This is a genomic window from Paenibacillus sp. FSL P4-0184, assembly GCF_038004625.1.
GTDB lineage: Bacteria > Bacillota > Bacilli > Paenibacillales > Paenibacillaceae > Paenibacillus_AQ.
Window position 1 is genome coordinate 1407501 of record NZ_JBBORN010000001.1, and the last position, 22140, is coordinate 1429640.

The 22140-nt window shown below is 43.2% G+C and carries 16 protein-coding genes and 3 riboswitches (1 of these 19 cut by a window edge); of the genes, 1 reads left to right on the top strand and 15 read right to left on the bottom strand.

Going from position 1 to position 22140, the window contains the following annotated elements:
* From MKY52_RS05970 to MKY52_RS06010, 9 genes are all read right to left on the bottom strand, one after another.
* Positions 1 to 689 carry the 5' portion of a transglutaminase-like domain-containing protein gene (locus MKY52_RS05970; protein WP_081383096.1) on the bottom strand. It extends 121 nt beyond the left edge of the window, so the window shows 689 of its 810 coding nt (coding positions 1–689); the start codon lies at positions 687 to 689; its stop codon lies beyond the left edge, outside the window.
* Between the two features lie 13 nt (positions 690 to 702).
* Positions 703 to 783, bottom strand: a riboswitch (cyclic di-GMP riboswitch).
* A 108-nt stretch (positions 784 to 891) separates the two neighbouring features.
* A riboswitch (cyclic di-GMP riboswitch) is annotated at positions 892 to 972 on the bottom strand.
* Between the two features lie 124 nt (positions 973 to 1096).
* The gene (locus tag MKY52_RS05975) at positions 1097 to 1747 is read right to left on the bottom strand and encodes a class D sortase (protein ID WP_341050393.1); all 651 of its coding nucleotides are present in this window, start codon (positions 1745 to 1747) and stop codon (positions 1097 to 1099) included.
* Positions 1748 to 1782: 35 nt separating this feature from the next.
* Positions 1783 to 2187, bottom strand: a complete 405-nt coding sequence (locus MKY52_RS05980; protein ID WP_042184722.1) for a GtrA family protein — start codon at positions 2185 to 2187, stop codon at positions 1783 to 1785.
* Positions 2177 to 3157, bottom strand: a complete 981-nt coding sequence (locus MKY52_RS05985; RefSeq protein ID WP_076285851.1) for a glycosyltransferase family 2 protein — start codon at positions 3155 to 3157, stop codon at positions 2177 to 2179. The genes MKY52_RS05980 and MKY52_RS05985 overlap by 11 nt, the downstream gene beginning before the upstream one ends.
* Positions 3158 to 3257: 100 nt before the next feature.
* Positions 3258 to 5036, bottom strand: a complete 1779-nt coding sequence (locus tag MKY52_RS05990) for a phospholipid carrier-dependent glycosyltransferase (RefSeq protein ID WP_341050394.1) — start codon at positions 5034 to 5036, stop codon at positions 3258 to 3260.
* Positions 5026 to 7080, bottom strand: coding sequence for a glycosyltransferase 87 family protein (locus MKY52_RS05995; protein ID WP_341050395.1), 2055 nt, complete (start codon positions 7078 to 7080; stop codon positions 5026 to 5028). The genes MKY52_RS05990 and MKY52_RS05995 overlap by 11 nt, the downstream gene beginning before the upstream one ends.
* Complete coding sequence (locus tag MKY52_RS06000) at positions 7077 to 9056, bottom strand: hypothetical protein (protein ID WP_341050396.1); 1980 nt, start codon at positions 9054 to 9056, stop codon at positions 7077 to 7079. Before MKY52_RS06000 ends, MKY52_RS05995 begins: the two co-directional genes overlap by 4 nt.
* Positions 9057 to 9210: 154 nt before the next feature.
* Positions 9211 to 10611, bottom strand: a complete 1401-nt coding sequence (locus tag MKY52_RS06005) for an NCS2 family permease (RefSeq protein ID WP_042123999.1) — start codon at positions 10609 to 10611, stop codon at positions 9211 to 9213.
* A 125-nt stretch (positions 10612 to 10736) separates the two neighbouring features.
* Positions 10737 to 10836: riboswitch (purine riboswitch) on the bottom strand.
* A 190-nt stretch (positions 10837 to 11026) separates the two neighbouring features.
* Positions 11027 to 11488, bottom strand: a complete 462-nt coding sequence (locus MKY52_RS06010; protein ID WP_341050397.1) for a hypothetical protein — start codon at positions 11486 to 11488, stop codon at positions 11027 to 11029.
* 327 nt (positions 11489 to 11815) lie between these two features.
* On the opposite strand from MKY52_RS06010, the gene MKY52_RS06015 reads away from it, so the two are divergent.
* Positions 11816 to 13393 carry a carboxylesterase/lipase family protein gene (locus MKY52_RS06015; protein ID WP_341050398.1) on the top strand — a complete coding sequence of 526 codons (1578 nt, stop codon included), beginning with the start codon at positions 11816 to 11818 and terminating at the stop codon, positions 13391 to 13393.
* A 102-nt stretch (positions 13394 to 13495) separates the two neighbouring features.
* Here the strand turns inward: MKY52_RS06015 and MKY52_RS06020 are convergent, their stop codons facing one another.
* The 6 genes from MKY52_RS06020 to MKY52_RS06045 form a co-directional block, all read right to left on the bottom strand.
* Complete coding sequence (locus tag MKY52_RS06020; RefSeq protein ID WP_341050399.1) at positions 13496 to 14239, bottom strand: GntR family transcriptional regulator; 744 nt, start codon at positions 14237 to 14239, stop codon at positions 13496 to 13498.
* A gap of 128 nt (positions 14240 to 14367) precedes the next feature.
* On the bottom strand, positions 14368 to 15546 hold the full coding sequence (deoB, locus tag MKY52_RS06025; RefSeq protein ID WP_341050400.1) for a phosphopentomutase: 1179 nt from the start codon (positions 15544 to 15546) through the stop codon (positions 14368 to 14370).
* Between the two features lie 167 nt (positions 15547 to 15713).
* The gene (gene deoD / locus MKY52_RS06030) at positions 15714 to 16427 is read right to left on the bottom strand and encodes a purine-nucleoside phosphorylase (RefSeq protein WP_341050402.1); all 714 of its coding nucleotides are present in this window, start codon (positions 16425 to 16427) and stop codon (positions 15714 to 15716) included.
* 243 nt (positions 16428 to 16670) lie between these two features.
* A complete protein-coding gene (gene guaA, locus MKY52_RS06035; protein WP_341050404.1) occupies positions 16671 to 18209 on the bottom strand; it encodes a glutamine-hydrolyzing GMP synthase in 1539 nt (512 codons plus the stop codon).
* 160 nt (positions 18210 to 18369) lie between these two features.
* A complete protein-coding gene (locus MKY52_RS06040) occupies positions 18370 to 20754 on the bottom strand; it encodes a DUF4129 domain-containing transglutaminase family protein (protein WP_341050405.1) in 2385 nt (794 codons plus the stop codon).
* The gene (locus MKY52_RS06045) at positions 20723 to 22138 is read right to left on the bottom strand and encodes a DUF58 domain-containing protein (RefSeq protein ID WP_341050406.1); all 1416 of its coding nucleotides are present in this window, start codon (positions 22136 to 22138) and stop codon (positions 20723 to 20725) included. Before MKY52_RS06045 ends, MKY52_RS06040 begins: the two co-directional genes overlap by 32 nt.
* Positions 22139 to 22140: the final 2 nt, after the last annotated feature.

Genomic DNA, 22140 nt, shown 5'->3' on the forward strand with positions numbered 1-22140 from the left:
ACTTCATTCCATGCATGGTATTGCGTAACGTAGCTAGTATTCCCCATCACCAATTTAGCAGGCACATCTACACTACGCAGCATTGCGGCAAAAAGAGAAGCATAGTCATAGCAGATTCCTTTTTTAGTATTCAAAGTGTTGTTAATGTTCGGAATGTAATCTGTTGTTACGTTATTAGCAAGAGAATAGTCGTATTGTACATTAGCAACTACATAGTTATAGATTGCCTTAACTTTCTCTTCATCTGTTGTTTTGCCTTTTGTAAGCTCTTTTGCCTTAAGGATCGCTTTATCAGAAGAACTCCATTTCACATTCTGTACGGAGCCCAAATATACGGAATTCGAGTCACTCATAGTTACGTCTACTACTTCGGAATATAACGCTTTGTATTTATTGCCGGTTGTGTTCTCAAGAACAGAAACCTTATAAGTACCATTACCTTGTTGTAAAGGGAAGTCCTCAGCTTGTCCCGAAGCATATAAGTTATATGTATAGCTGCTGTTGTCTTTAGTGATCATGAGTTTGATTCTTTTATCTTTCGGAATATCATAGTTAATCCCAATAACACCTTGAGCCACTTTCGATGTAATCAACCAGCTCGCATCTACACTTGCGGCTTGAGCTGTGCTTACCGGAACTGCAGTAATCAGTACGAATAGCGCCACCATCATAAAATAAACCTTTTTCACGGATAAAACCCCTTTCGGTAGCTGGCTGCCATCCTTTCGGGAAGGCCCTTTAGCTTTGCGTCCCTACCTTTCGATAGGTTTGCCGTTATCGTATAAGCTCTATCTGTTCTAATTTCACTAGACAAATTAACAGAATCAGTCCAAGTAGAAATATGAATCTAAGATTCTTATAAATTTTATAAAAACAAAAAAAGCCTCTTCATTCGGTAACTGGCTGCCATCCTTACGGGAAGGCCCTTTAGCTTTGCGTCCCTACCTTTCGATAGGTTTGCCGTTTATCGTGTTTAGCTTTTATAGTCTTATACTACCATATTTATCCTCGTAAACAAGAACAAAATTGCTAGATTTACTATTATTTTATAGTTATTTCTCTGTATTTGATTTTTCTTGTTATTTCTCGTCAACGATTAGGAAAGCTTGGCATGAACAATCAAACGATGTGTAGGATCTACTAGTGGGTCACACGTAATTAGAGTAAGAATTTTATCTTTGTTATTCCCGTCTAGAACAGACACATCACTAGGAAGTACAACAGAAATATCATAAACCTCGTAATTATAAGTCTGATCGCTAGTCTTTACCGTAATCGTATCCCCAATCACAACCTCATTCAATCTGTTAAACAATCTGCCCGTAGTTCTAGCTCTATGTGCAGCTATTGCGGCGTTCCCTATTTCTCCTATTGGAGTTGTTTCTTTCATATGGGCCGCGGCATGCTTCATATTCGCTTTAGTAGCCCCTTCTAATACAGGCAGCTTCAGATCGATCTTATCGATCTCAATTAATGCGATAACTTTGCCACCCACTTCAATTTCCGGCCCCGGCTTTTCTGTTTCTTGCGGCTGTGCTTGTGCATCTAGAGCTGATTCCTCCGCTAATAGCTGAGTGACCTCGGCATATCTGCTCTTCAGATCAGGTGGTGGAGTATTTTCACTGGTGCTCAGTTCAGCCGATTCTAATAGCTTATCCTGCTGCCAGTCGTTATACCATTCGTTAGCTTTTGGATAGAGCATGATAAGGATCCCCGCCAGTATGAGCACATACGAGAATTTACGCATAATTTTTCACCTCCGTAGATTGGTTCTTCTGAACTTTAGAATACCCATTTACGACTTCCGAAGAAGTTAATGATCACCGTCACAAACGTTACTAATACCTTAGAGATCAACACTTGAATGCCTAGTTTGTCAGTCAACAGATGCATTAGCAACAGCGATATTCCGAGTACTACCAGATTCAGTACGATAAACTTCAGCAACTGCGTCTTATCAAAACCCTCTTTATTGCCACGATCACGATCCTTAAAGGTTACTTTTTTATTCAAAATAAAGCTGTTCGCTGTCCCTGCACTATAAGAAATCACCTGTGCCAACGCATATACCATCCCAAGTGAGTTCAGTAATGTGAAGATTACGAAATCAATGAGGGTATTTACCAGACCTACAGCATTAAATTTGAGAAACTGTATGAAAGCAGTCCGAAAGTTCTTATCTGACATCTTTGTAATCCTTCCGGCGATCCACTTCTTCTTCGTTACGATATCCTATGGTCTCACTGACAATATACAACGGTCTATCCTTAGACTCGTCATAAATCCGTCCAATATACTCACCGATTACACCTAGCAGCATCAGAACGATACCGTTAAAGAGCAAATTGACCCCTACAATGGAAGCCCAACCTGGAACCGTCCATGAGGTGAAAAAGATTCTTTGAAACAATACGAAGAATAAATAGAGAAAGCTAGAGAAGGAAAGAAAGAATCCGACATACGTAGCAATCTTAAGTGGCTTATGCGAAAAGGAAGTGATCCCATCCAGCGCAAAACGAATCATTTTCTTAAGAGGATACTTAGTTTCTCCTGCAAATCGTTCTTCCCGCTCATATTCCACCATCGTTTGCTTGAAGCCGACCCAGCTCACTAAACCTCTGACATACCGATTTTTTTCCTTGAGACCTCGCAAGACATCACATACCTTACGATCAATAAGACGAAAATCACCTGTGTCCGTGGGAATGTCTACACTTGTCATGCTGCTGAGCAATCGATAAAAGATCTTGGCCGTTACCTTTTTGAACATCGTTTCTCCACGGCGCTTCAGCCGCTTCGCATACACAACGTCATAGCCCTCTTTCCACTTCTCGATCATTTGCAAAATGACCTCCGGTGGATCTTGAAGGTCAGCGTCAATAACAACAACCGCTTGACCTTCGGCATAGTCCATGCCAGCTGTAATCGCTACCTGATGTCCGAAATTACGCGAGAAGTCAATTAGCTTGACGCATTCATCCCGATCACTGATCTCCCGAATCATCTGGGCCGAACGATCACGACTTCCGTCATTAACGAAGACTAGCTCATAAGTATCGCCGCATTCGTCCATTACTTTTTTCAAACGTTCGTAAGTAACGCTAATTACTTGCTCCTCATTGAACATGGGTACAATTACACTATATCTGGCTTTCACCTTTATTCCTCCTAAAAGCTTTATGGAGCGTTACATCTTTCTGTACTTCATAATAACGCTGTAAGCATAAACTTATTGTTATAGATATTTTAAAAAAATCTTAGAAAACCCAAGATGGGAACCAACGCAGCATATTCTTCACATAATCTCCGCTTACCTCCATCCCTGACAGGACAGGGTAGAACGCGACAAAGAGCAGTAAAGCAACAGCCACATAGACATAACTAACATATCGAGCCTCAGGATATTTGCTATCTAGCAACTTCATTATATATACAATACCAAGAATCATAAAAGGCACCATAGCAAAATAATGGTAGATAAAGGTTTCCCTTGGGACAAGCATCCACGGAACATATTGTGAGAAAAAGGCGATCCAGATCATATAAAGGGTCTTATCTTTGCGTTTCAGTGTAATCCACAGCGTTGCCAGCATTGCGAAAATACCCGTCCACCAGATAAGCGGATTCCCCATAGTCACTATACTGCTGACCTGACCTTGCGGCAAACCCTCACTGCCACTGAAGAACCAGACGGGTCTCTTCATAAACGGCCATTGCCACCAAGAGGACGCAAAAGGATGTGTAGCTACAAGCTGACTGTGATAGTTGTACATGTTCTTTTGGGAATCAATCAAGCCTTTTATAGTAAAGCCCTCTGCGGATGCAGATAAACCCGGAACAAAAGATAAACTATAAATAATGACCGGTATGATTACGAAAAATGCAACACAACTAGCTAGCGTAATAATGGTATTTTTCCAGAACGAATTTACGGCTTCGCGACAGGTGCCCAGCAGTTCCTTATCTTTGATCTTCCCTTCCGCGAGCAACCGTCCCGATGCTTGGTATTCTCTGTAGCGCTCGAAGAGCGAGATAGCTAGCATAATGGCCAGCCCAGCTCCTCCGTACAGTACAATCCACTTGGAGGCGACACCAATTCCGAAGAATAGCCCGGACCAGAACAACGGAATTAGCGTTTTTCTTAAGGGCTGCCTGAAGAAATTCATAGTGTAATATCGCTGCATGAAATAAAACATTAACATGATGAAGAATACTCCGTATACATCGATCGTAGAGATTCTTGTTTGTGTGAAATGCATGAAATCCAGTGCGAACAATCCAGCTGCAAGTGCTGCGTATTTGCTCTTTTTAAAGAGACGTAGTGCCATTACATAAATGAGAGGCAGCATGGCAATCCCGAACAATGTTCCGATAATACGCCAGCCGAAAGGATTGACTCCGAACAGTTCCATCCCTACTGCGATCAATAGCTTGCCTAGTGGTGGGTGCGTGTTCTCATAAGGCACAATCCCGTGTGTATATTCATAAGCTGTCCGTGCATGGTAGATCTCGTCAAAATAAGTGCTATTCATAAAGTTAGAATATTCAGGGATGAGTGACTGCTCGTCAAAAAGATTGGCAGGCTCTCCTCTTTTAGCGACTGCATTAGCATCCGGTGTAACACCGGCAATAGGAAGAGGTACTCTTTCGCCTCCCTGCTCATAGAAGGCCATTTCATTTAAAGTGAACCCTGGAGATGTGACTGTAAACTTCACGTATCTTGCTGCAACGTTCAGAGGTTGGCTTTTCCAGATGAAGACATTCCCAACATCCTCGCTTACATCCAGCGGACTACTCCACACATCAGGGGATTCACTGAATTCGAGCTTAAACTTCCCGGTACCTACGCCACCGAAGATATTCACGCGTTCCAATTGTTTACTCTGTCCTAGATCTACATAGAAGCTTTCACCGCTGGCAGCTGGCTCCCACAAGGTCTCTGGAGATTTAGTAGAACCTAAATTATATAAAGCAATTGCCGCGTAAACGGCAGTAATGGCAAGAATACATATCCAATCTATACGCTTAAACTTCATCGCTCAATCTCCCTCCCTTCTGGTGCGGTCTTATTTGCTCGACGACTTTAAGGTCTTCTTCATATTTTTCTTCAGGTGTTGGTGGTGCTGGAAGAGGTTTTACTCCCCCACGAACATACACGTCGTAGCCGATGTAGAGCATGTATAGCAATAATGACAGGTTAGCAATTGAAGTTACCAAAACGATTCCATCTGCACCTGGATTTACACCTGCATTTAGATGAGTTAACGTATAAGCCACATTGATATACTGCGTTAAGCTGAATCCAAGGAATAGGGATAAAAACCTACGATCCCGACTCGCTATATAAGTGAACATACATAGAATAACAGCAGGGAACATATAACGTTCATGCATTTTGGTTCCAAGCACAAAGACTACTACAATGAGCGCCATACCGATAAAGTAGGATTTGGATAAATCCAAGCGATCTTTTTTGAAAGAATAAAACGTTGCTATGGCTACTGCCACTAAAATAAATATGAAGCCCCATACACGGTAAGTAATACCTAACCAAGTTAGGTCAAGAGATGACCACATCGGGTCAGTCAGTGCATATAGATTAAATGCATTCACAGAAGAATAGGGATAGGAAGATAACGTACTCTTATACAGATTAATAAGGCCAACTAAACCACCGTTATTCCAGAAAAATGGTGCCGCGAGCAATCCGAATATCCCTAATCCATACAAAGCTCCAAATCCAAGCTGCTTCCAAGCACGGTGATGATAGAAAGCAAACAATAATACCGGTGTGAATATTAACGATTGTGGTTTAATTAAAGTTGCTAATGCAAACAAAATCGCGGATTGAACAAACTTTTTGTTCGCAGCGCCATGGATACTGAGCAACAGGAAAATCAAAAAGAACGAATCCGCTTGTCCCCACGCCGCTGAATTAACGAGCACCGCCGGATTAAACAGAAATAATAGCGTTAAGCCAAAAGCGATCCCTGAGCCGAGTTTTTTGCGGGACATTTGATATATGAAGTAACCCAATACCAAATCAGAAATAATCGCTGGCAGTTTGAATAGCAGATTCTCTCCACCCGAACCATGCGCAAAGCCAAATACACCGTGAATAAGACTAAGCATGTACAAAATGTACAAATAACCAGGAGGATAATCGGCAAAATACCCTTCTTCATAAAACTTGCCTGGACCTAAATCAACCATACGCTGACCCCAAGCTATAAAGGTATTCATGTCGTTCTGATAGCCTTGAGCAGTCAGACCAATCCAGACCCTTAGGATAAAAGCAACCCCGATGGCAATGCTCAGCCATTTGGAATAGACATTCTCAGGTTGCTTCATAAGCTTCTCACTACGGAATGCCTTGGTATAAAGCACTGCAAAAAATACACTGAAAAGCGCTGAGATCAGCAGCATCTTGGTTGGAGATACCTTATGTGGGGTATCCGCTTTTTTGCCACCAGCATCCTGACTAACTGCTGCACTATCCAGTGAAATGACGTTGGCCCCTTCAGGAGCAGCGTCTAATTTTTCTACAGACAAATCATCAAAATAAGCTTTACCTTGAATCAAGCTGGAGTAACCTCCCAAACTTGCACCTATGCCGAATTCTTTCTGCTTAGGTCCTGTCTGGCCTATGTATTCAAGATACTGCCACTCTCCTGCCGTATCCGTTACACTGGGATAACCCCCACCTACTCCAACGGCAAGTATATTAGCGCCCATTCCCTCGCCTGCGGTACTTACTACTTTGATCCATCCAGAGATTTTATAATAGCTGTCCGGCGTTGCCTTAATCGTCTGCACCCATTTCAAATGATTGGGTTCGATATTCTCAATGACTGCCGCTTTACTACCGGAGTGAACCTCGTCCGATTGGATTGAAAGTATGCCCGAGTTATCTCCAGAAATCCACATATCCTTAGTCCAGTTAGAAGGAGCATCCTCTCCTCCCTCCTCAAATCCAGGGTTCTGCAATAGATTTCCATCTGCATAAATGCTTGTTACAGGAAGCAAAAACAATAACAGCATCAATACAGTCATTGCGGCCGTACGTGTACTCTTGATCATCGTTCCAACCTCACCTCGTCTATATTAATCCAGCCTTTACCGCCTTTAATAAAAATTTCAGTTTGCTCATTCTCACCGATAGATACCATTGGAAGTGTAAGCTCTTGATAAACATCACTAGCAGGTATTTCAGCCTCCGCCCGCACTACGCCATTAACTCGGACGCCAACCCTTCCTTCTTCTCCACCAGCACTAACCATTATACCAAGCTTATATTCTCCAGGTTCTGCTATTCTGATAGATTGTGTAATCGTTTTGTCAAATCCCGGATCAAGATAGGCTAGATAACTTCCATTATAGGGATTATTGGTTGCCATACCCGTACCGGATGAGAAGCTCCAGCCTGATATCCCCTCTTCAAATCCTCCATTTGTAAGTTCCGAGATTCCCTCTACTACCCCAGTCTTAGCGGTCACAACAGTATAGTTGGCAAAACGTTTAACCGAATAATTATCGCTTTCAGCAGGAATGGGATCACCATTCCACAAGATATATGTCGCTGTCTCTCCCGGAACTATGCTTGAATATCCAAATCTATATCTCCCAAAGGAAGACACCTGCTGAAATGCACCTCCAGGATTAGAATAATTAACGGTTGCTAAGAAATCATGGGGATTGATCTGCTCATAAAAAAGCACATAAATATAAGGCATATTAACTTTATCAGTCACGTAGATGTTGCCAGCACTCTCTTCAGAAGCATATTGTATGGCCTCACCGAAGGATTCATAGAAAGCTGGTCCTATCTCTTTAGGATAATCACGGAAATAAACTGTAGTGAACAGAACAAAAAATAAGCTAAAGGTTACAGCCGACAGAATTCCTAATACTTTTACTTTCTTGCTTAACCACATAAACCCTGCAACAATCAGCAAAATGATTGGATAGAAAATCACATTCATCCGATTAATGTTTACGTTCGTAACAAAGGTCATCAAAACGGAAACAAACAGCCAAAGTAAAATAACGAGCAGTCCCGTCCGCTCACGACCACGGTTCCGTATTGTCGTTAACATAAATATAAGTCCTATAAGTACAAAGGGTAACGCAATAGGATACGCGTATCCATAAGGTGAAATCGAATTCCAAGGCAAACCATCAGATCCGCTAATGAATATCTTCAAAAATTCCCGGAAATTGCTTAATGCTGTATGTAATAGTTGCCCTCCGAATATAGAAGTTACCTGTTCCACACGCGGCGTTGTCAATCTCGGAATTGAGAATAATGGGGTCAAAATCCCATCTAGCGACAATCGATTGATCATAATAAATAGGAAGATTGGGAGCGCCATTAATATAAACAGAGCACAGTTCCATAGAATGGTCCGAAGCTTTAGCGCTCTTGTATAGAATAGAAGAATTCCAGCACCTAAAGCAAATATCGGCACAAAAAAATAGGATGTTCCATAAGCATAAAGTGAAAGGGCAAGCATAATTGTAAAGCCATAAGACCACTTCGGAATATGAAATGATTTAAGTAACATATAAACGGAGAACAGAATCAGGGTGGGAAATAAATTAGATTCCAGTGCCCATCTTGACATCATAATATGCCAAGGATTAATTGCGATAAAAAACATCGCCACAATACCAGCAGTTCTGGAAGTAAATAGCTCTTTGGAAAGAAGATAGAATACGAGCATACCCAGTAGACCCATGATTAAGCTAACAGCACGTACAGACATTGGAGTGAGTCCGAACAATAATATGAAAGGCATTGATAAGTAAGCATAAAGTGCATTCTGTCCGCTTCCCCAAGCAATGAGGTGAATAGGTAAATGAATACCATTGCGGTCTATTCCATAATGAAGAATAGCGTAAGCATCATAACCTATAGATGCCTCATCCTGATTCAAGCCACCTGGAATCGAACCAAAGTAAAAAATGCGAATCACAGCCCCCAGCAAAAACAATAAGAGAGGCCAAGGATTACTTTTAAAATAAGAAGACCAATTGCTAAATCTTGTGGACAACATTCATCACCTCTTCAACAATATAATCTAAATATTGGATGATGAAAAGGAAGAACATCCAACAAGTTAAGTAGGAGAATACATTATCCAAAATAAAAAAACGGCCCCTTCAGTAATGAAGGAGCCCGAGATGAATTTCAGAAATACTGTATATATGTTAGCCCTCGCTACCAAGGAATACATAACGGAGAATGATCAGAATCGCAAGTACCCACATCATCCAGTGAATATCGTATTTCTTCTTACCCGCAAGGTTAGCAACAGAAGCAAGGATTACATAAGTTACGATACCAAAGGAAATACCGTTAGCGATATTATAAGTGAAAGGCATGATAACAAGAGTTAGGAACGCTGGAATCGCAACAACCATATCTTGAAAATCGATTTGACGGATCGATTGTGCCATCAGCACACCTACGACGATCAATGCTGCGGCTGTAGCAGATCCAGGAATAAGAGCAACCACTGGAGCAAGGAACAATGCAAGCAAGAAGCATACGCCAGTTGTTACAGCTGTAAGACCTGTACGTCCACCTTCAGCAACACCTGCCGCGCTTTCTACAAAAGCAGTAGTAGTCGAAGTACCCAGTGCCGCACCACCTGCTACAGCAACTGCATCGACAAACATTGCATTACCTACACGTCTATTACCTTCTTCAGGGTTATCCATAATACCAGCGCGTTGAGCCGTACCTACAAGTGTACCAAATGTATCAAACAACTCTACAAATGTGAAAGTTGCAATCGCTGAAACAATACCTGTGTGCAGGATACCATCCCAGTCAAATTGGAAGAAGTTCAATTGTGTGAAATCAGGAACCCAAGGCGTTGCCGGACTGGACAATGCGCTGAAATCAACTACGCCCATCAACATACCAGCGACCGTTGTTCCCAAGATACCGAATAAAATCGCACCTTTAACGTTCAATACCATCAGGATAGAGATTAGAAGAAGTCCGATAATTACCAATTGGACATTGGAATTCTCTAGGCTACCCATGTGAATGATAGTTTCAAAGGAAAGGACATCTGTAAAAGTGTTAGCAGGAATGTCTTTACCAGCTTCAACACCAATCGTCATGAGTCCACTGTTCTTAAGACCAAGGATCGTAATGAACATCCCGATACCTACTGTAATCGCATGTTTCAAACTATCAGGAATTGCAGTTAGTAAGATCTGTCGCACTCGAGTTACAGTCAGCAAGATAAAGATCAAACCGGAAATAAATACGGCTGTCAGACCCATTTGCCAAGTGAATGGATGCTCTGATGTGGCGGAAGATAGAATTACGGAAGCAAAATATGCGTTAAGTCCCATACCAGGTGCCAATGCCACTGGAAAGTTTATGAACACGCCCATTGCGATGGTGAAAATACCTGCTGCCAGCGCAGTCGCTAGAAATACAGAATACCAACCCATATCAATACGGCCAAATGCTGTTAAAGTACTCGGATTAACCGACAAGATGTAAGCCATTGCCATGAACGTGGTCAAGCCCGCCATGATCTCTGTACGAACTGTGGTGCCGTTCTCTTTCAACTTGAAAAACCGATTCAAATTGTTCTCCCCCTAAGGTATGTTGTGTGTCTGACAGCAACAAAAAGCCGGTATCTGTTAGACACCGGCTCGAAAAAAAGAGTAGTCCCCCATGACCATAGTCCTAATTAAGGACAATGCGGGGTTGCTCTGCTCTTCTTAATCGTAGCCAGGTCATTACGGTGACCTCGTAGAAACTTCCAGGCCGATTCCCGGAAATATACGAAAGAATTATGTTGTTGTGCTCTATCATTTTAGGTGGACATCATATAAGTTGTCAATGATAAAAAGCGAACATTTTCGACTTTATTTTTTCCATTGTTCGTAATTCATACATTTTTATGCTTTTATCTACCTTCAAACCTCTTCTAGTCACGTAGCTTATTAACTATTCAATCACTTTTTGTATGGGTATATTTTACTATAATTCTAATTATTAATCTTTACTATGCTTATAACTATGCCAAGAATTAGCTAAATGCCCTATCGCTAAACAAACTACTGCAATACTCAGCCAAATAGATTTTCCCCAAATCGCTGCCAATCCGAATGCACATACTGGAAGAACTGCCATCGGGATCGGAATAAAAACTAAAGGGTCCCATAATAATTTAAATTGCTGCCCCTTAACTATATATCGAACCCATAGACCATAATAAACAACGATAAACAAGACGATGAAGGCAGCTACCACACCGAATTTCACATCTTGAAAGTTATCCTTTGAGATAGCAAGAATGCCGATACAACCCAACTGCCCTACTCTCTCCAAAATTGTAAAGACCGGTCCTGCATCTCGAACACCGGCAGGGGCATTCTCAGGTGGAAACTTAATCATTAACAAACTAGGTGCAAGGATAATTAAGGCCATTAGTGTGCCGAGAAGAGAAAACCCCATGTTAATTTCTCCCTATGATAGATTTTTCCCATTTTATCACATTCATATAAAGCAGCTATATAGCGTCTATCACAGTTTTTTTGATTAGACTCTATCGTAAAAAAATCCTATGAGATCAACTTAGCGATGACCTCTAAAGGGTGCTGATGAATTCTGCTGCATAAGGGATTCTTGACTTTTTTATCATGATTATTTTCTTATCCTGAGACCAGACCTGCTGACCTTCAGAAAAGAAGCAAAGAATAAGGATAAAGCAGATAAGTTTCCTATATTTTTCACTATCCTTCTTTTATTATAATGGGGCTATCTGATGCAAGGAGGATTTCCATGATGACAACAAAAAATTTCGTATGTTCCTCAGCAGAACCCATTGTACAGACTAAAGCCGGAAAAATGAGAGGCTTTCAGGTCAACGGCACTTATACCTTTCACGGGATAAAGTACGCAGATGCCAAGCGCTTCCAGATGCCCACAGAGGTAGCGCCTTGGGAGGGAATTAAGGATGCACTCGCTTACGGTTATGTGTCTCCCATGTTAACCCAGGATCAGCCCGTCATGGAAGTGCTGGTTCCTCACCGTTACTGGCCTATGGATGAGAATTGTCAGTATCTGAACATCTGGACTCAGAGCCTTGAACCGCAGGCCAAAAAACCTGTTATGGTATGGCTGCACGGGGGCGGTTTCGCAGCTGGCTCTTCTATTGAACAGGTAGCTTATGAAGGAGACAAGCTTAGTGAGTTCGGCGATGTGGTCGTAGTAACCTTAAATCACCGATTGAATATTCTGGGATACATGAACCTGTCTGCTTTTGGAGATAAATACGTCAATTCCGCTAATGCCGGAAATGCCGATATGGTAGCAGCTTTAAAATGGATCCAGGAAAACATTACAGCTTTCGGCGGCGACCCGGACAATGTGACCATCTTCGGACAGTCTGGTGGCGGTATGAAGGTATGGACACTAATGAATACTCCGGCAGCAGACGGCCTGTTCCATAAGGGCGTTATCCAGAGCGGATTAATTGATGGGTTTTTGGACAACCGCAAGACTGATAGCAGCGCCATTGTAAAGGCACTGTTGGCAGAGCTTAATATGGGCGCGGACGAAGTAAAAAAATTGGAAGCGGTTCCTTATCCTCAGTTAGCTGCAGCTTATAATAAAGTTGCACCGGCGCTCGCAATGCAAGGGGAATACATTGGCGGCAATCCTATGCCTAATGAATTCTATGTAGGCGACCCTAGAGAGGTGGGCTTTACCGAGCATGCGAAGACCATTCCGGTATTGATTGGTAGCGTATTTGGTGAGTTCGCTTTTGGTCCCGGTGTTCCTAACAAGCAGGACGTGTCTGAGGATGCCACCATGGAGATGCTGACTCAAAAGTATGGCAATCGTACGGAGAAGCTGGTCACACAATTTAAGGAAGCGTATCCGGATAAACACTTGTCCGACCTGCTATTCTTAGATACCTTCTTCCGTGTTCCAACCAAGGACTTTATTGAGAAGAAATCCGGACACGAGGAAGCTCCTACCTACTCCTACTTGTTTACTTATGAATTTCCTTTTGAGGGCGGCAAGACAGCATGGCACTGTGCTGAGATCCCTTTCGTGTTCCATAATACGGAACGTGTTCCCGTGTGCCTCATTCTGGGAGTTTCCGATCGGATGGAGGAACGCATCTGTGGTGCCTGGGTAAGCTTTGCACGCTATGGCAATCCTAACATCCCTTCCCTCCCCCAGTGGCCGGCATGTAAACCGGGAGATGAGGCAACCATGATTTTTGACCGCAACTGTGCAGTAAAGCATAATTTTGATCATGCGTTGATGGATACTTTATTGAAAACGAACCCGAAGCTGCCTTTCCTGCCAAGCAATGAAGCCGAAGAAGAAGGATTTATTTTGCATTAAGCAATCCCCCCTCGAAAAACTCTTTGATTCGGGTCAAAAAACTCCCTTCTGTCTGCTAAATATCGCAGATAAAAGGGAGTTTTTCTAATCTATTATTATTGGTCAGCCTTTAGATAAAATTAATTTTAAATTTGAGAACTGCTGTGGAATATAAAATTTATTATACATTAACGGATAATCTGGCTCTGTTTTGTCGTAAAGGGTTTCTAGTAGTAAAAAGCACTCGTTCCGCCCCATTAATTTATCTTTCCGATCAGCTAAGTTAACGGTATGCGTATATTTTATTTCAATATTCCCATGGTTAGCATCTACATAAGCCTGATTCTCTAGAAAATCCAGCATTTTCTCTTTATTATCAAGATCCAAAGATAACCTCTCTACTGTTTGCATGGACATAAAAGTAAAAGCGTAAGCATGTAGCTCGCCTCCCTTTCTATACAAACGCTCCAAAGCTACAACTGTAGCTGAATCTCTTCTTAATACTTGTTTGGTATGTTCCGTTTGCGGGTCCAGCCGATAATGTAAATCAACTTGGTCAAATATGCTTATATGACATTTATGCATGGGGTTGCTCAGTTTCTCTAATTGAATATCCTCTTGTTTATAAGAAGATTCAAGTACAAAGTTTCCCTTACCACGTACATTTCTTACTAATCCATCATCTTGCAAAAGAACTAAAGCTTGCCGTAAAGTAGCGCGACTAACCCCAAGTTTTTTGGCTAAATCCGGTTCTGAAGGAAGCTGACTACCTACGAGGTATTCTCCTTTATTAATCTGAAGAAGAAGCTCATCATATACATTGATATAAAGCGGCCGTTTCAATTTATCTAGTTTATGTGTGTTCATTCATCTGATGTCCTTTTCTCCCCATTATGACACATCATTTTTCAAGCGACAAGGAATCTCCTTCTCTGCTTCAATCACAACGTAAAAACCTCCAAAAAGAAACTTTGGAGGTTTTTATGTGATATCAATTATTTAAGAAATGGCAAGAAAGACTCACCGTTGTCTGGCATATCAACATCAAAGTTATCCGCTATAGTCGCACCGATATCAGCAAAGGTATCATGCTCAGGTAATGCGCCACTGTCTTTTAATTGCTTGGAATAGACTAGGACAGGAATAAACTCACGAGTATGGTCTGTACCAGGGAAGGTCGGGTCATTTCCATGGTCAGCCGTAATGATTAACAAATCATCTTCTAGAATGGAATCGAATACCTCATCTAATCGTTTATCAAATTCCTCTAATGCTCTTCCATAGCCTTCCGGATCACGACGATGACCGTATAAAGCATCGAAATCAACTAAATTCAAAAAGCTCATTCCAGTGAAATCTTTTTTAATTACATCAAGCAGTTTATCCACGCCATCCATATTGTCTTTTGTACGAATGGATTCAGTAACGCCTTCACCATCGAAAATATCATTGATTTTACCAATGGCGATGACATCATAACCTCCGTCTTGCAAGCTATTCATAACGGTTTTATGAAATGGTTTCAAGGCATAGTCATGACGATTGGAGGTTCTCGTAAATTTCCCGGGTTGGCCTACATAAGGTCTGGCAATAATACGACCAATTAAATAGGCAGGGTCTTTGGTGATTTCCCGAACCTTTTCACAAATATCATATAACTCTTCTAATGGGATGATTTCTTCATGAGCTGCAATTTGCAGAACCGGGTCAGCAGAGGTATAAACGATCAGATCCCCTGTTTTCATTTGATGCTCGCCATATTCATCAAGAATAGCCGTTCCACTTGCAGGCTTATTCGCTACTACTTTTCGGCCAGTTATGTCCTCGATCTGTTTAATTAATTCGTCGGGGAATCCATTTGGATACACATTAAAGGGTTGATCAATATTTAAACCCATGATCTCCCAATGACCTGTCATTGTATCTTTCCCGACTGATTTTTCCTGTAATTTAGTATAATAAGCAAGTGGTTTCTCTGCTTTTGGAACACCCAAAATTTCTTCAATATTAGATAGACCCAATTTGGCCAGGTTGGGCAGATTTAATCCGTTCATATGTTCTGCAATGTGTAAAAGGGTATGGGAGCCAACATCGTTAAATTGATCCGCGTCTTTTCCTTCTCCAATGCCTACTGAATCCATAACGATCAAATGTACACGTTTAAATTTCTTCATTCTACTCTCATCCCTTATCTAGTAATTAAAAATAATATAACCGGAACGACTTTACTTAAGCTTACGATCGGTTTATTTCCAACGGATTGATTCATAATAGGCTTCCAATATCTCATGCTGTATAAACTTTATATCGTTTACATTAGTTTCACATAGAAGGAGGGCATTTACGCTAACTCTAATGCGATCTCCATCATTTTAGTAAATGCAGTTTGGCGTTCCTCCGAAGTGGTCTGTGCTCCTGTAATAAGATGATCACTCACTGTTAGAATGCACAGCGCATTTACACGTGCTTGGATAGCGTTCCAATAGAGGGCCACAGATTCCATTTCAACGCCCAGAATCCCTACATCCTGCCACTTTTTATTAGCTGCCCGATCCGCATTATAAAATATTTCACTGGATAAAATATTACCAATATGAACCTTTTGTCCTTTATCATCTGCTATTTTCTTAGCTTTCTCCAAAAGCTCAAAAGAAGCCGTTAGTGGATATTGTCCAGGTAAATTATATTGATGACCATAATTGGAATCCGTTGCAGCTCCCATACCGAAAATTACATCGTATAGCTCAATGTTTTCTTGCATTGCACCACAGGTACCAATTCTGATTAAATTCTTAACTCCGAATATATTGATTAATTCCCAAGAATAAATCCCCATGCTCGCTGGACCCATTCCCGTACCCATAACAGAGATTTTCTTCCCTTTGTAAGTACCGGTATATCCTAACATTCCTCTTACCTCGTTAAAGCACTGGTAATCTTCTAAAAAAGTTTCCGCAATGAACTTAGCTCTTAAAGGATCACCAGGCAACAGAATCGATTCAGCGATCTCTACCCCGTTCGGTTTAATATGAGGTGTCTCTTTGGTAATAGTCATCAATTTGATTGGCTCCTTTAGTAGAAAATGCATTTATTTGTCTTGTCTATTTTTTAGACAAGTACAATTTATCATAACTTTTCCGGGGTTGCAAGCCCTTTCAACAAACCGTATTCATGAAAGATTTGTGAAAAACGGTATCTCCAGCACAACCCTTTACTTGAGAAATAAAAAAACTCCCCTTTATTTGCTAGATAACGCAAATAAAAGAGAGTTTTTTTGAAATCTATAGTTGCACCGATCCTATTCCCACTCGATTGTTGCTGGTGGTTTCGAAGTGATGTCATACACTACGCGGTTTACATTCTCAACTTCGTTGACGATACGTACCGAGATTTTCTCAAGAATATCCCATGGGATACGCGCCCAGTCAGCCGTCATGCCGTCGATGGAAGTTACTGCGCGCACACCTACTGTGTAGGAATAAGTACGAGCATCTCCCATAACACCAACACTCTTCATGTTAGGCAGAGCAGTGAAGTATTGCCAAATTTCACGGTCTAATCCCGCTTTAGCAATTTCCTCTTGCAGAATGTAGTCAGAGTCGCGAACGATAGTAAGCTTGTCCTCTGTTACTTCACCCAAGACACGGATAGCAAGACCTGGACCAGGGAAAGGTTGACGCCAAACGATAGCACGTGGCATTCCCAGTTCTTCACCTAGTTTACGAACCTCATCCTTAAACAAGGTGTTTAACGGCTCGATCAAGCTGAATTTCATATCTTCTGGCAGACCACCCACGTTGTGGTGAGATTTAATTGTTTGAGCTGTAGCTGTTCCGCTCTCAACGATATCCGTATACAGTGTACCTTGTGCAAGGAATGCGAAATCTCCGAGCTTAGCCGACTCTTCGTCGAAGCAGTAGATAAACTCATTACCGATGATTTTACGTTTTTGTTCAGGATCTTCAACACCTGCAAGCTTGCTCATGAAGCGATCGCGTGCATCGATTTTCACGACATGAATATCGAATTTACCTACGAAGGTCTCCATAACACTTTCAGCTTCACCTTTACGCAAAAGACCGTGATCAATAAACATACAAGTTAATTGGTCACCGATTGCACGGTGAATAAGCATTGCAACTACGGAAGAATCTACCCCACCGCTAAGTGCGCAGAGTACTTTTTTGTCTCCAACTTGGTTACGAATATCTTGAATAGCTTCATCAATAAACGATTCCATCGTCCATTTGCCGTCGCAGCCGCAAATTTGATACAAGAAGTTCGAGATCATTTCATTACCATGTACAGAGTGACGTACTTCTGGGTGGAATTGAACCGCGAACAATTTACGCTCATCATTGCTCATTGCCGCGATTGGAGCACTTTCAGTTCCTGCATCCAGCTTGAATCCTGTTGGAAGTTCAACTACATGGTCACCATGGCTCATCCATACCGTCTGACGGCTCTCTAGCCCAGCAACTAGTGCAGTACCATCTTCAAAATCAATATCGGCTTTACCATATTCACGTTTAGCGGAGCGTTCCACTTTACCGTCAAGTTGGTGAGCCATTAGCTGCATACCATAGCAAATACCGAAGATCGGTACTCCTAAATCATAGATCGCTGGATCTACATGTGGAGCATCTTCAGCATATACACTGCTAGGGCCACCAGAGAAGACAATCCCTTTAGGTGCAAGTGCTTTGATCTTGTCTACTGGCGTATTGTACGGCAAAAGTTCACTGTATACTCCCAGGTCCCGAATTCTGCGCGCGATAAGTTGGTTGTATTGTCCCCCAAAATCGAGAACGACGATAATTTCATTTGGCTTATTCATTACGAGCCTCCCTTGATTATTGGATTCATTATACTCATGGTTAATTCTCATCGTCAAGGAAAGCAGAACACACTTCTCATAATAGGAGAGAGTTAAACTTCATGAAGAACATTCCTTTCCATGGAAGGAATTGTATAGCAGCATCAGCTGTTCTGACCGATTAAGTTAACCGGAAGGTGATGATCAGGCATTCACGTATAAACGCGGACGCATTATGAGTAGTAAGCTCGCTGATCTCTGCAGGTGATGCTGGCGCCGCAGACATTGCAGGGATTGCAGATATCATAGACCATGCTGACATTCTAGACGTTGCAGGCATTTCGTTCGCGGGATCGGCCGCGACGATGGCTGAAGTCGCAGGCGCGTACGCCAGGATCTCCCACTGGCGTACGAACTGCCGGACGGCTTCGCTTAGTCCGGCATCGTAAATCTGCAGGGAGTCCACATACTCCCTGCCAGTGACACCGGGCGGCGGCGGTCCATACCGCTCCGCCAGCCCGTGCCAAGCTAGAGAGGCAGCGCGCAGCTGCCTCTCGCGGCTCATGCTGCTGGCGCTGCGCGCGGCCAGCAGCAGAGCCAGGCTACGCCGCCAGCGCCAAGCGGCGGCGGGAAGCAGCGCCGCGGCAGCGAGCGGCGCGGCAGAGGTCCCGCCCGCCATCGGCAGGGCGGGCAAGCCCGCGCTTCGCGCAGCTTGCGGCGCGAGCGAGGCTGCCGCAGGCAGCGCCGGCGCGGCGAAGCCCGCGGCAAGGGCGGGGCCAGGCGTTGGGTCGAATGGGACCCAACCGGCGCCGGCGAAATAGACCTCCACCCAAGCATGGGCATCGCCCTGGGTGACTAAATACTTCGCCGGCATAGTATCGTCCTGCAAGGTCCCAGGCCCAAAGCCTTGGACATAACGAGCAGGAATTCCTGCACTGCGCAGCAGTACGGTCATAGCTGTTGCAAAATGAACACAGTAGCCTTGTTTTGTCTCAAATAAAAAGTGATCTACAAAATCAGATCCGGATGGTGGAACCGTTGTGTTCAACGTATAGGAATATCCATGTTGTAAGTAATCCTTAATGGCAGTTACGGAGTCATAGCGGTTACCTGAAGAAGCTGTAAGCATCTCTGCCAGATCTCTCACTCGTACGGGTAACAAATCTGGCAATTGCAAATACTTGCCCATAATTTCCTGGGGATCGCTACTACTCAAACCACGAAGCAGTACTGGATCGCTCTCAGGAAGTAAGGACTCCACTGAATATTCTGTGATCCGTGCAGAGCCTATTGAATCAGGCAGACGAAAACTCTCTCTGTCTATGTTAGACAGCACATATCCCAATTTACTTCCGCCCAAGAGTTCAACCGACTCAACATCAGTTATTATTCCCGCATTGAATAAAGGAATTCCCCCGGAAGAAGGGGTGGCAAATTGTATCCGCTGTTGAAGTGTTCGTTTCCTAGTTTCACCGCTTAGCATCAATGAAGGATTCTTTGGAATACCAGACAGATTAAGCGGCATAAATTCTTCGCCCCCCCTGATCCATCGGCGACCATCATAGTAAGCAATGCTCTCACCTCGCCAGTAAGTACGCTCGCTAGTTATAGCTGTAAAGACTGGTTCAGTATTGCGGGATAACGGGGCACCGAGTTCACCGTCATTCGAACTATACCCTGTTGTTCCTGAAGCATTAGACGCCTCATCTTCTGGCAAATGGCCTGAAGCCCAAGTCTGCAGCTTCTGAAATGTCGATTGCAACGTAAGCTCGCTGGTTGGTCTTGCCCCCAACAACTGCCCACCAAACCATGCTGTTGCCATCACGACAATGGCTGTCGCCAAAGTCAGCCCTCCCCAACGCGCATAAGGCAGTGTAGTAGCTCCCTCACGTTCTTGAAGACGCAGGAGACCACTCATCGCGTGCATCCAAAAAATAAGACCCATTGATATCACAATATCCATTGTGGTATTGACGTCAAAGCCCATATCCAAGATCAGCAAGTAAATGATTGTAACTGCTGTGAATAGTACTGTACTCCCTCGGAAGAGTGCAAGCTGCTGTACTGAGGATACCAATAGCCCCCAACCTACAATCAATATCAAAAGCCTGCTGATCTCGCTTAACTGAGAAACATGTCCAGAAAGAAGCAGAATAAGATCATTCGGAATTTCGTCCGCATAAATCCCTAACCACCCTATGCCTTCGCCCCCACTGCATAAGTAAAGCCATGCTGAAACAGTAATAAGAAATTGAATACTTAGCAGTAGCCACCCCGGAATCTGAAATATCCCCCATAACAGCAACACTGCCGCCAATACCATTAGAACTTGTAGCATCTTGGAGGTATCCTCTAATAAAGCAGACCTATATAAAGGGAGTAACCATTCAATAAATAGCCCCATAATGGCCAAAGAGAACAGCAAACGATAGTACAGAGGCACTTTTCTCTGCTTACCGGCATGTCTGTTCTCTATTTGCCCTAAGTTGAACTGAAAGCCATTCATAGCCAGTTCTGTATCACCCGATTTTCCCTTACCGTAGTGTTGGTTTTCCGGATGATTCATGGAACTCTACCTCCCTGAATCTGAATGCTGGCAATGCATCATCCAGACAAAACATTCGTGCTCCAAGACGAGCCAAACTATCTCCGACAGTTCCCCTTCCAGGCTGGCGAGCCTCCCCTTGCTTCGGTGCTGATTGGTCCCAAGCATAATAAAGCTCCACCTTCACACCTTGCATCAAGAACTTGGCAATCACCTTGGCAGATTCCTCTTCTAGTCGTCCCGTGATAATGGCTACTGTCATCCCCGGAATCCAGCCTCGGGAAGCATCATCAAGCAGCAGCGACAGGTTTCTAGTGCCATCCAGGGAAATTTCAGTTAGAATATCCAGCACTCTCCCTGGGATTTTACCCAGCCCTTCATGTCTAGCCATACCTTCTGGCCAACCGCCGCTAAACAACTGAACATAAGTGCCTGTTCGCTCAGCGGAGAGCATCAGCCCCATCGCTGTCGACACCGCTTTCTCAAATGCCGGAGGCGAATCGTCTCGGCTCCCACGAGGTTTAAGCGCATCTGTAGGAACCTCGTAGCTGAGCGGGTCATTAGCCAATACGATACAGGTCATTCTTGCCTTTTCCCGTTCTGGAACTTTGCTCTGCAGCGCTCCCGTTCTTGCACTATTCTTCCAATGAATTCGGCTAAGTGGATCTCCTGGCTCATAATCCCTGGATTCCAAAGCCTCATCACTGATGCTTCTTCCCCGTCTAGAATACAAGGTGTCACCCGTCATAAATCCGCTATCTGGTACAGTTCCACCAAAGTATAAAGGCGCTGGCAGCACCTTAAAACTCTGTCCTCCATCCGGTTCAGATCTTCCCGTGAACCACCCCGGAAAATCTCCCCAAGTTACTCTACAGCCCAGCAGATGATGATTGCCGCGAGATAAATTTTCAATCGTGTATGTGTATGAAAAAGAACGTTTGAATCCAGGAAATAGCAGCTTCTGATGATGGCTATCACCCCAATAATCGGCAATGGTCATCCAAGGGAGAGGCAACCGAGAAGAGAAGCTCAGCTGTACCTTCACATGAAGTGTATTTCCAGCCATCGGTCTCGCAGGAGTAATTGTACGAACTAGCTTAATCGTCCGTGGACCAGATAGCTGAAGCATAAGTCCACCGAGCATAATAACTCCAACAACGATCAGGAGAAACAGCAAAGACGGACCTCCTCGCCAAACATATAAAGCACCTATAATTCCAGCCACAGTCAGCATCCTTAACCATTCCATCAGAGCACTTCGGCTACGCGGATAAGAGAAGCTTTTGACACTTCCGGCATCTTTCTTCAATTGATCAATTAGTGATGAAGAGGACAATGGGACACCCATCCTTTGGTCATAGACTTGTTCCCAGCTCAGGAACTTATTACTATCTATTCTTCCCATGA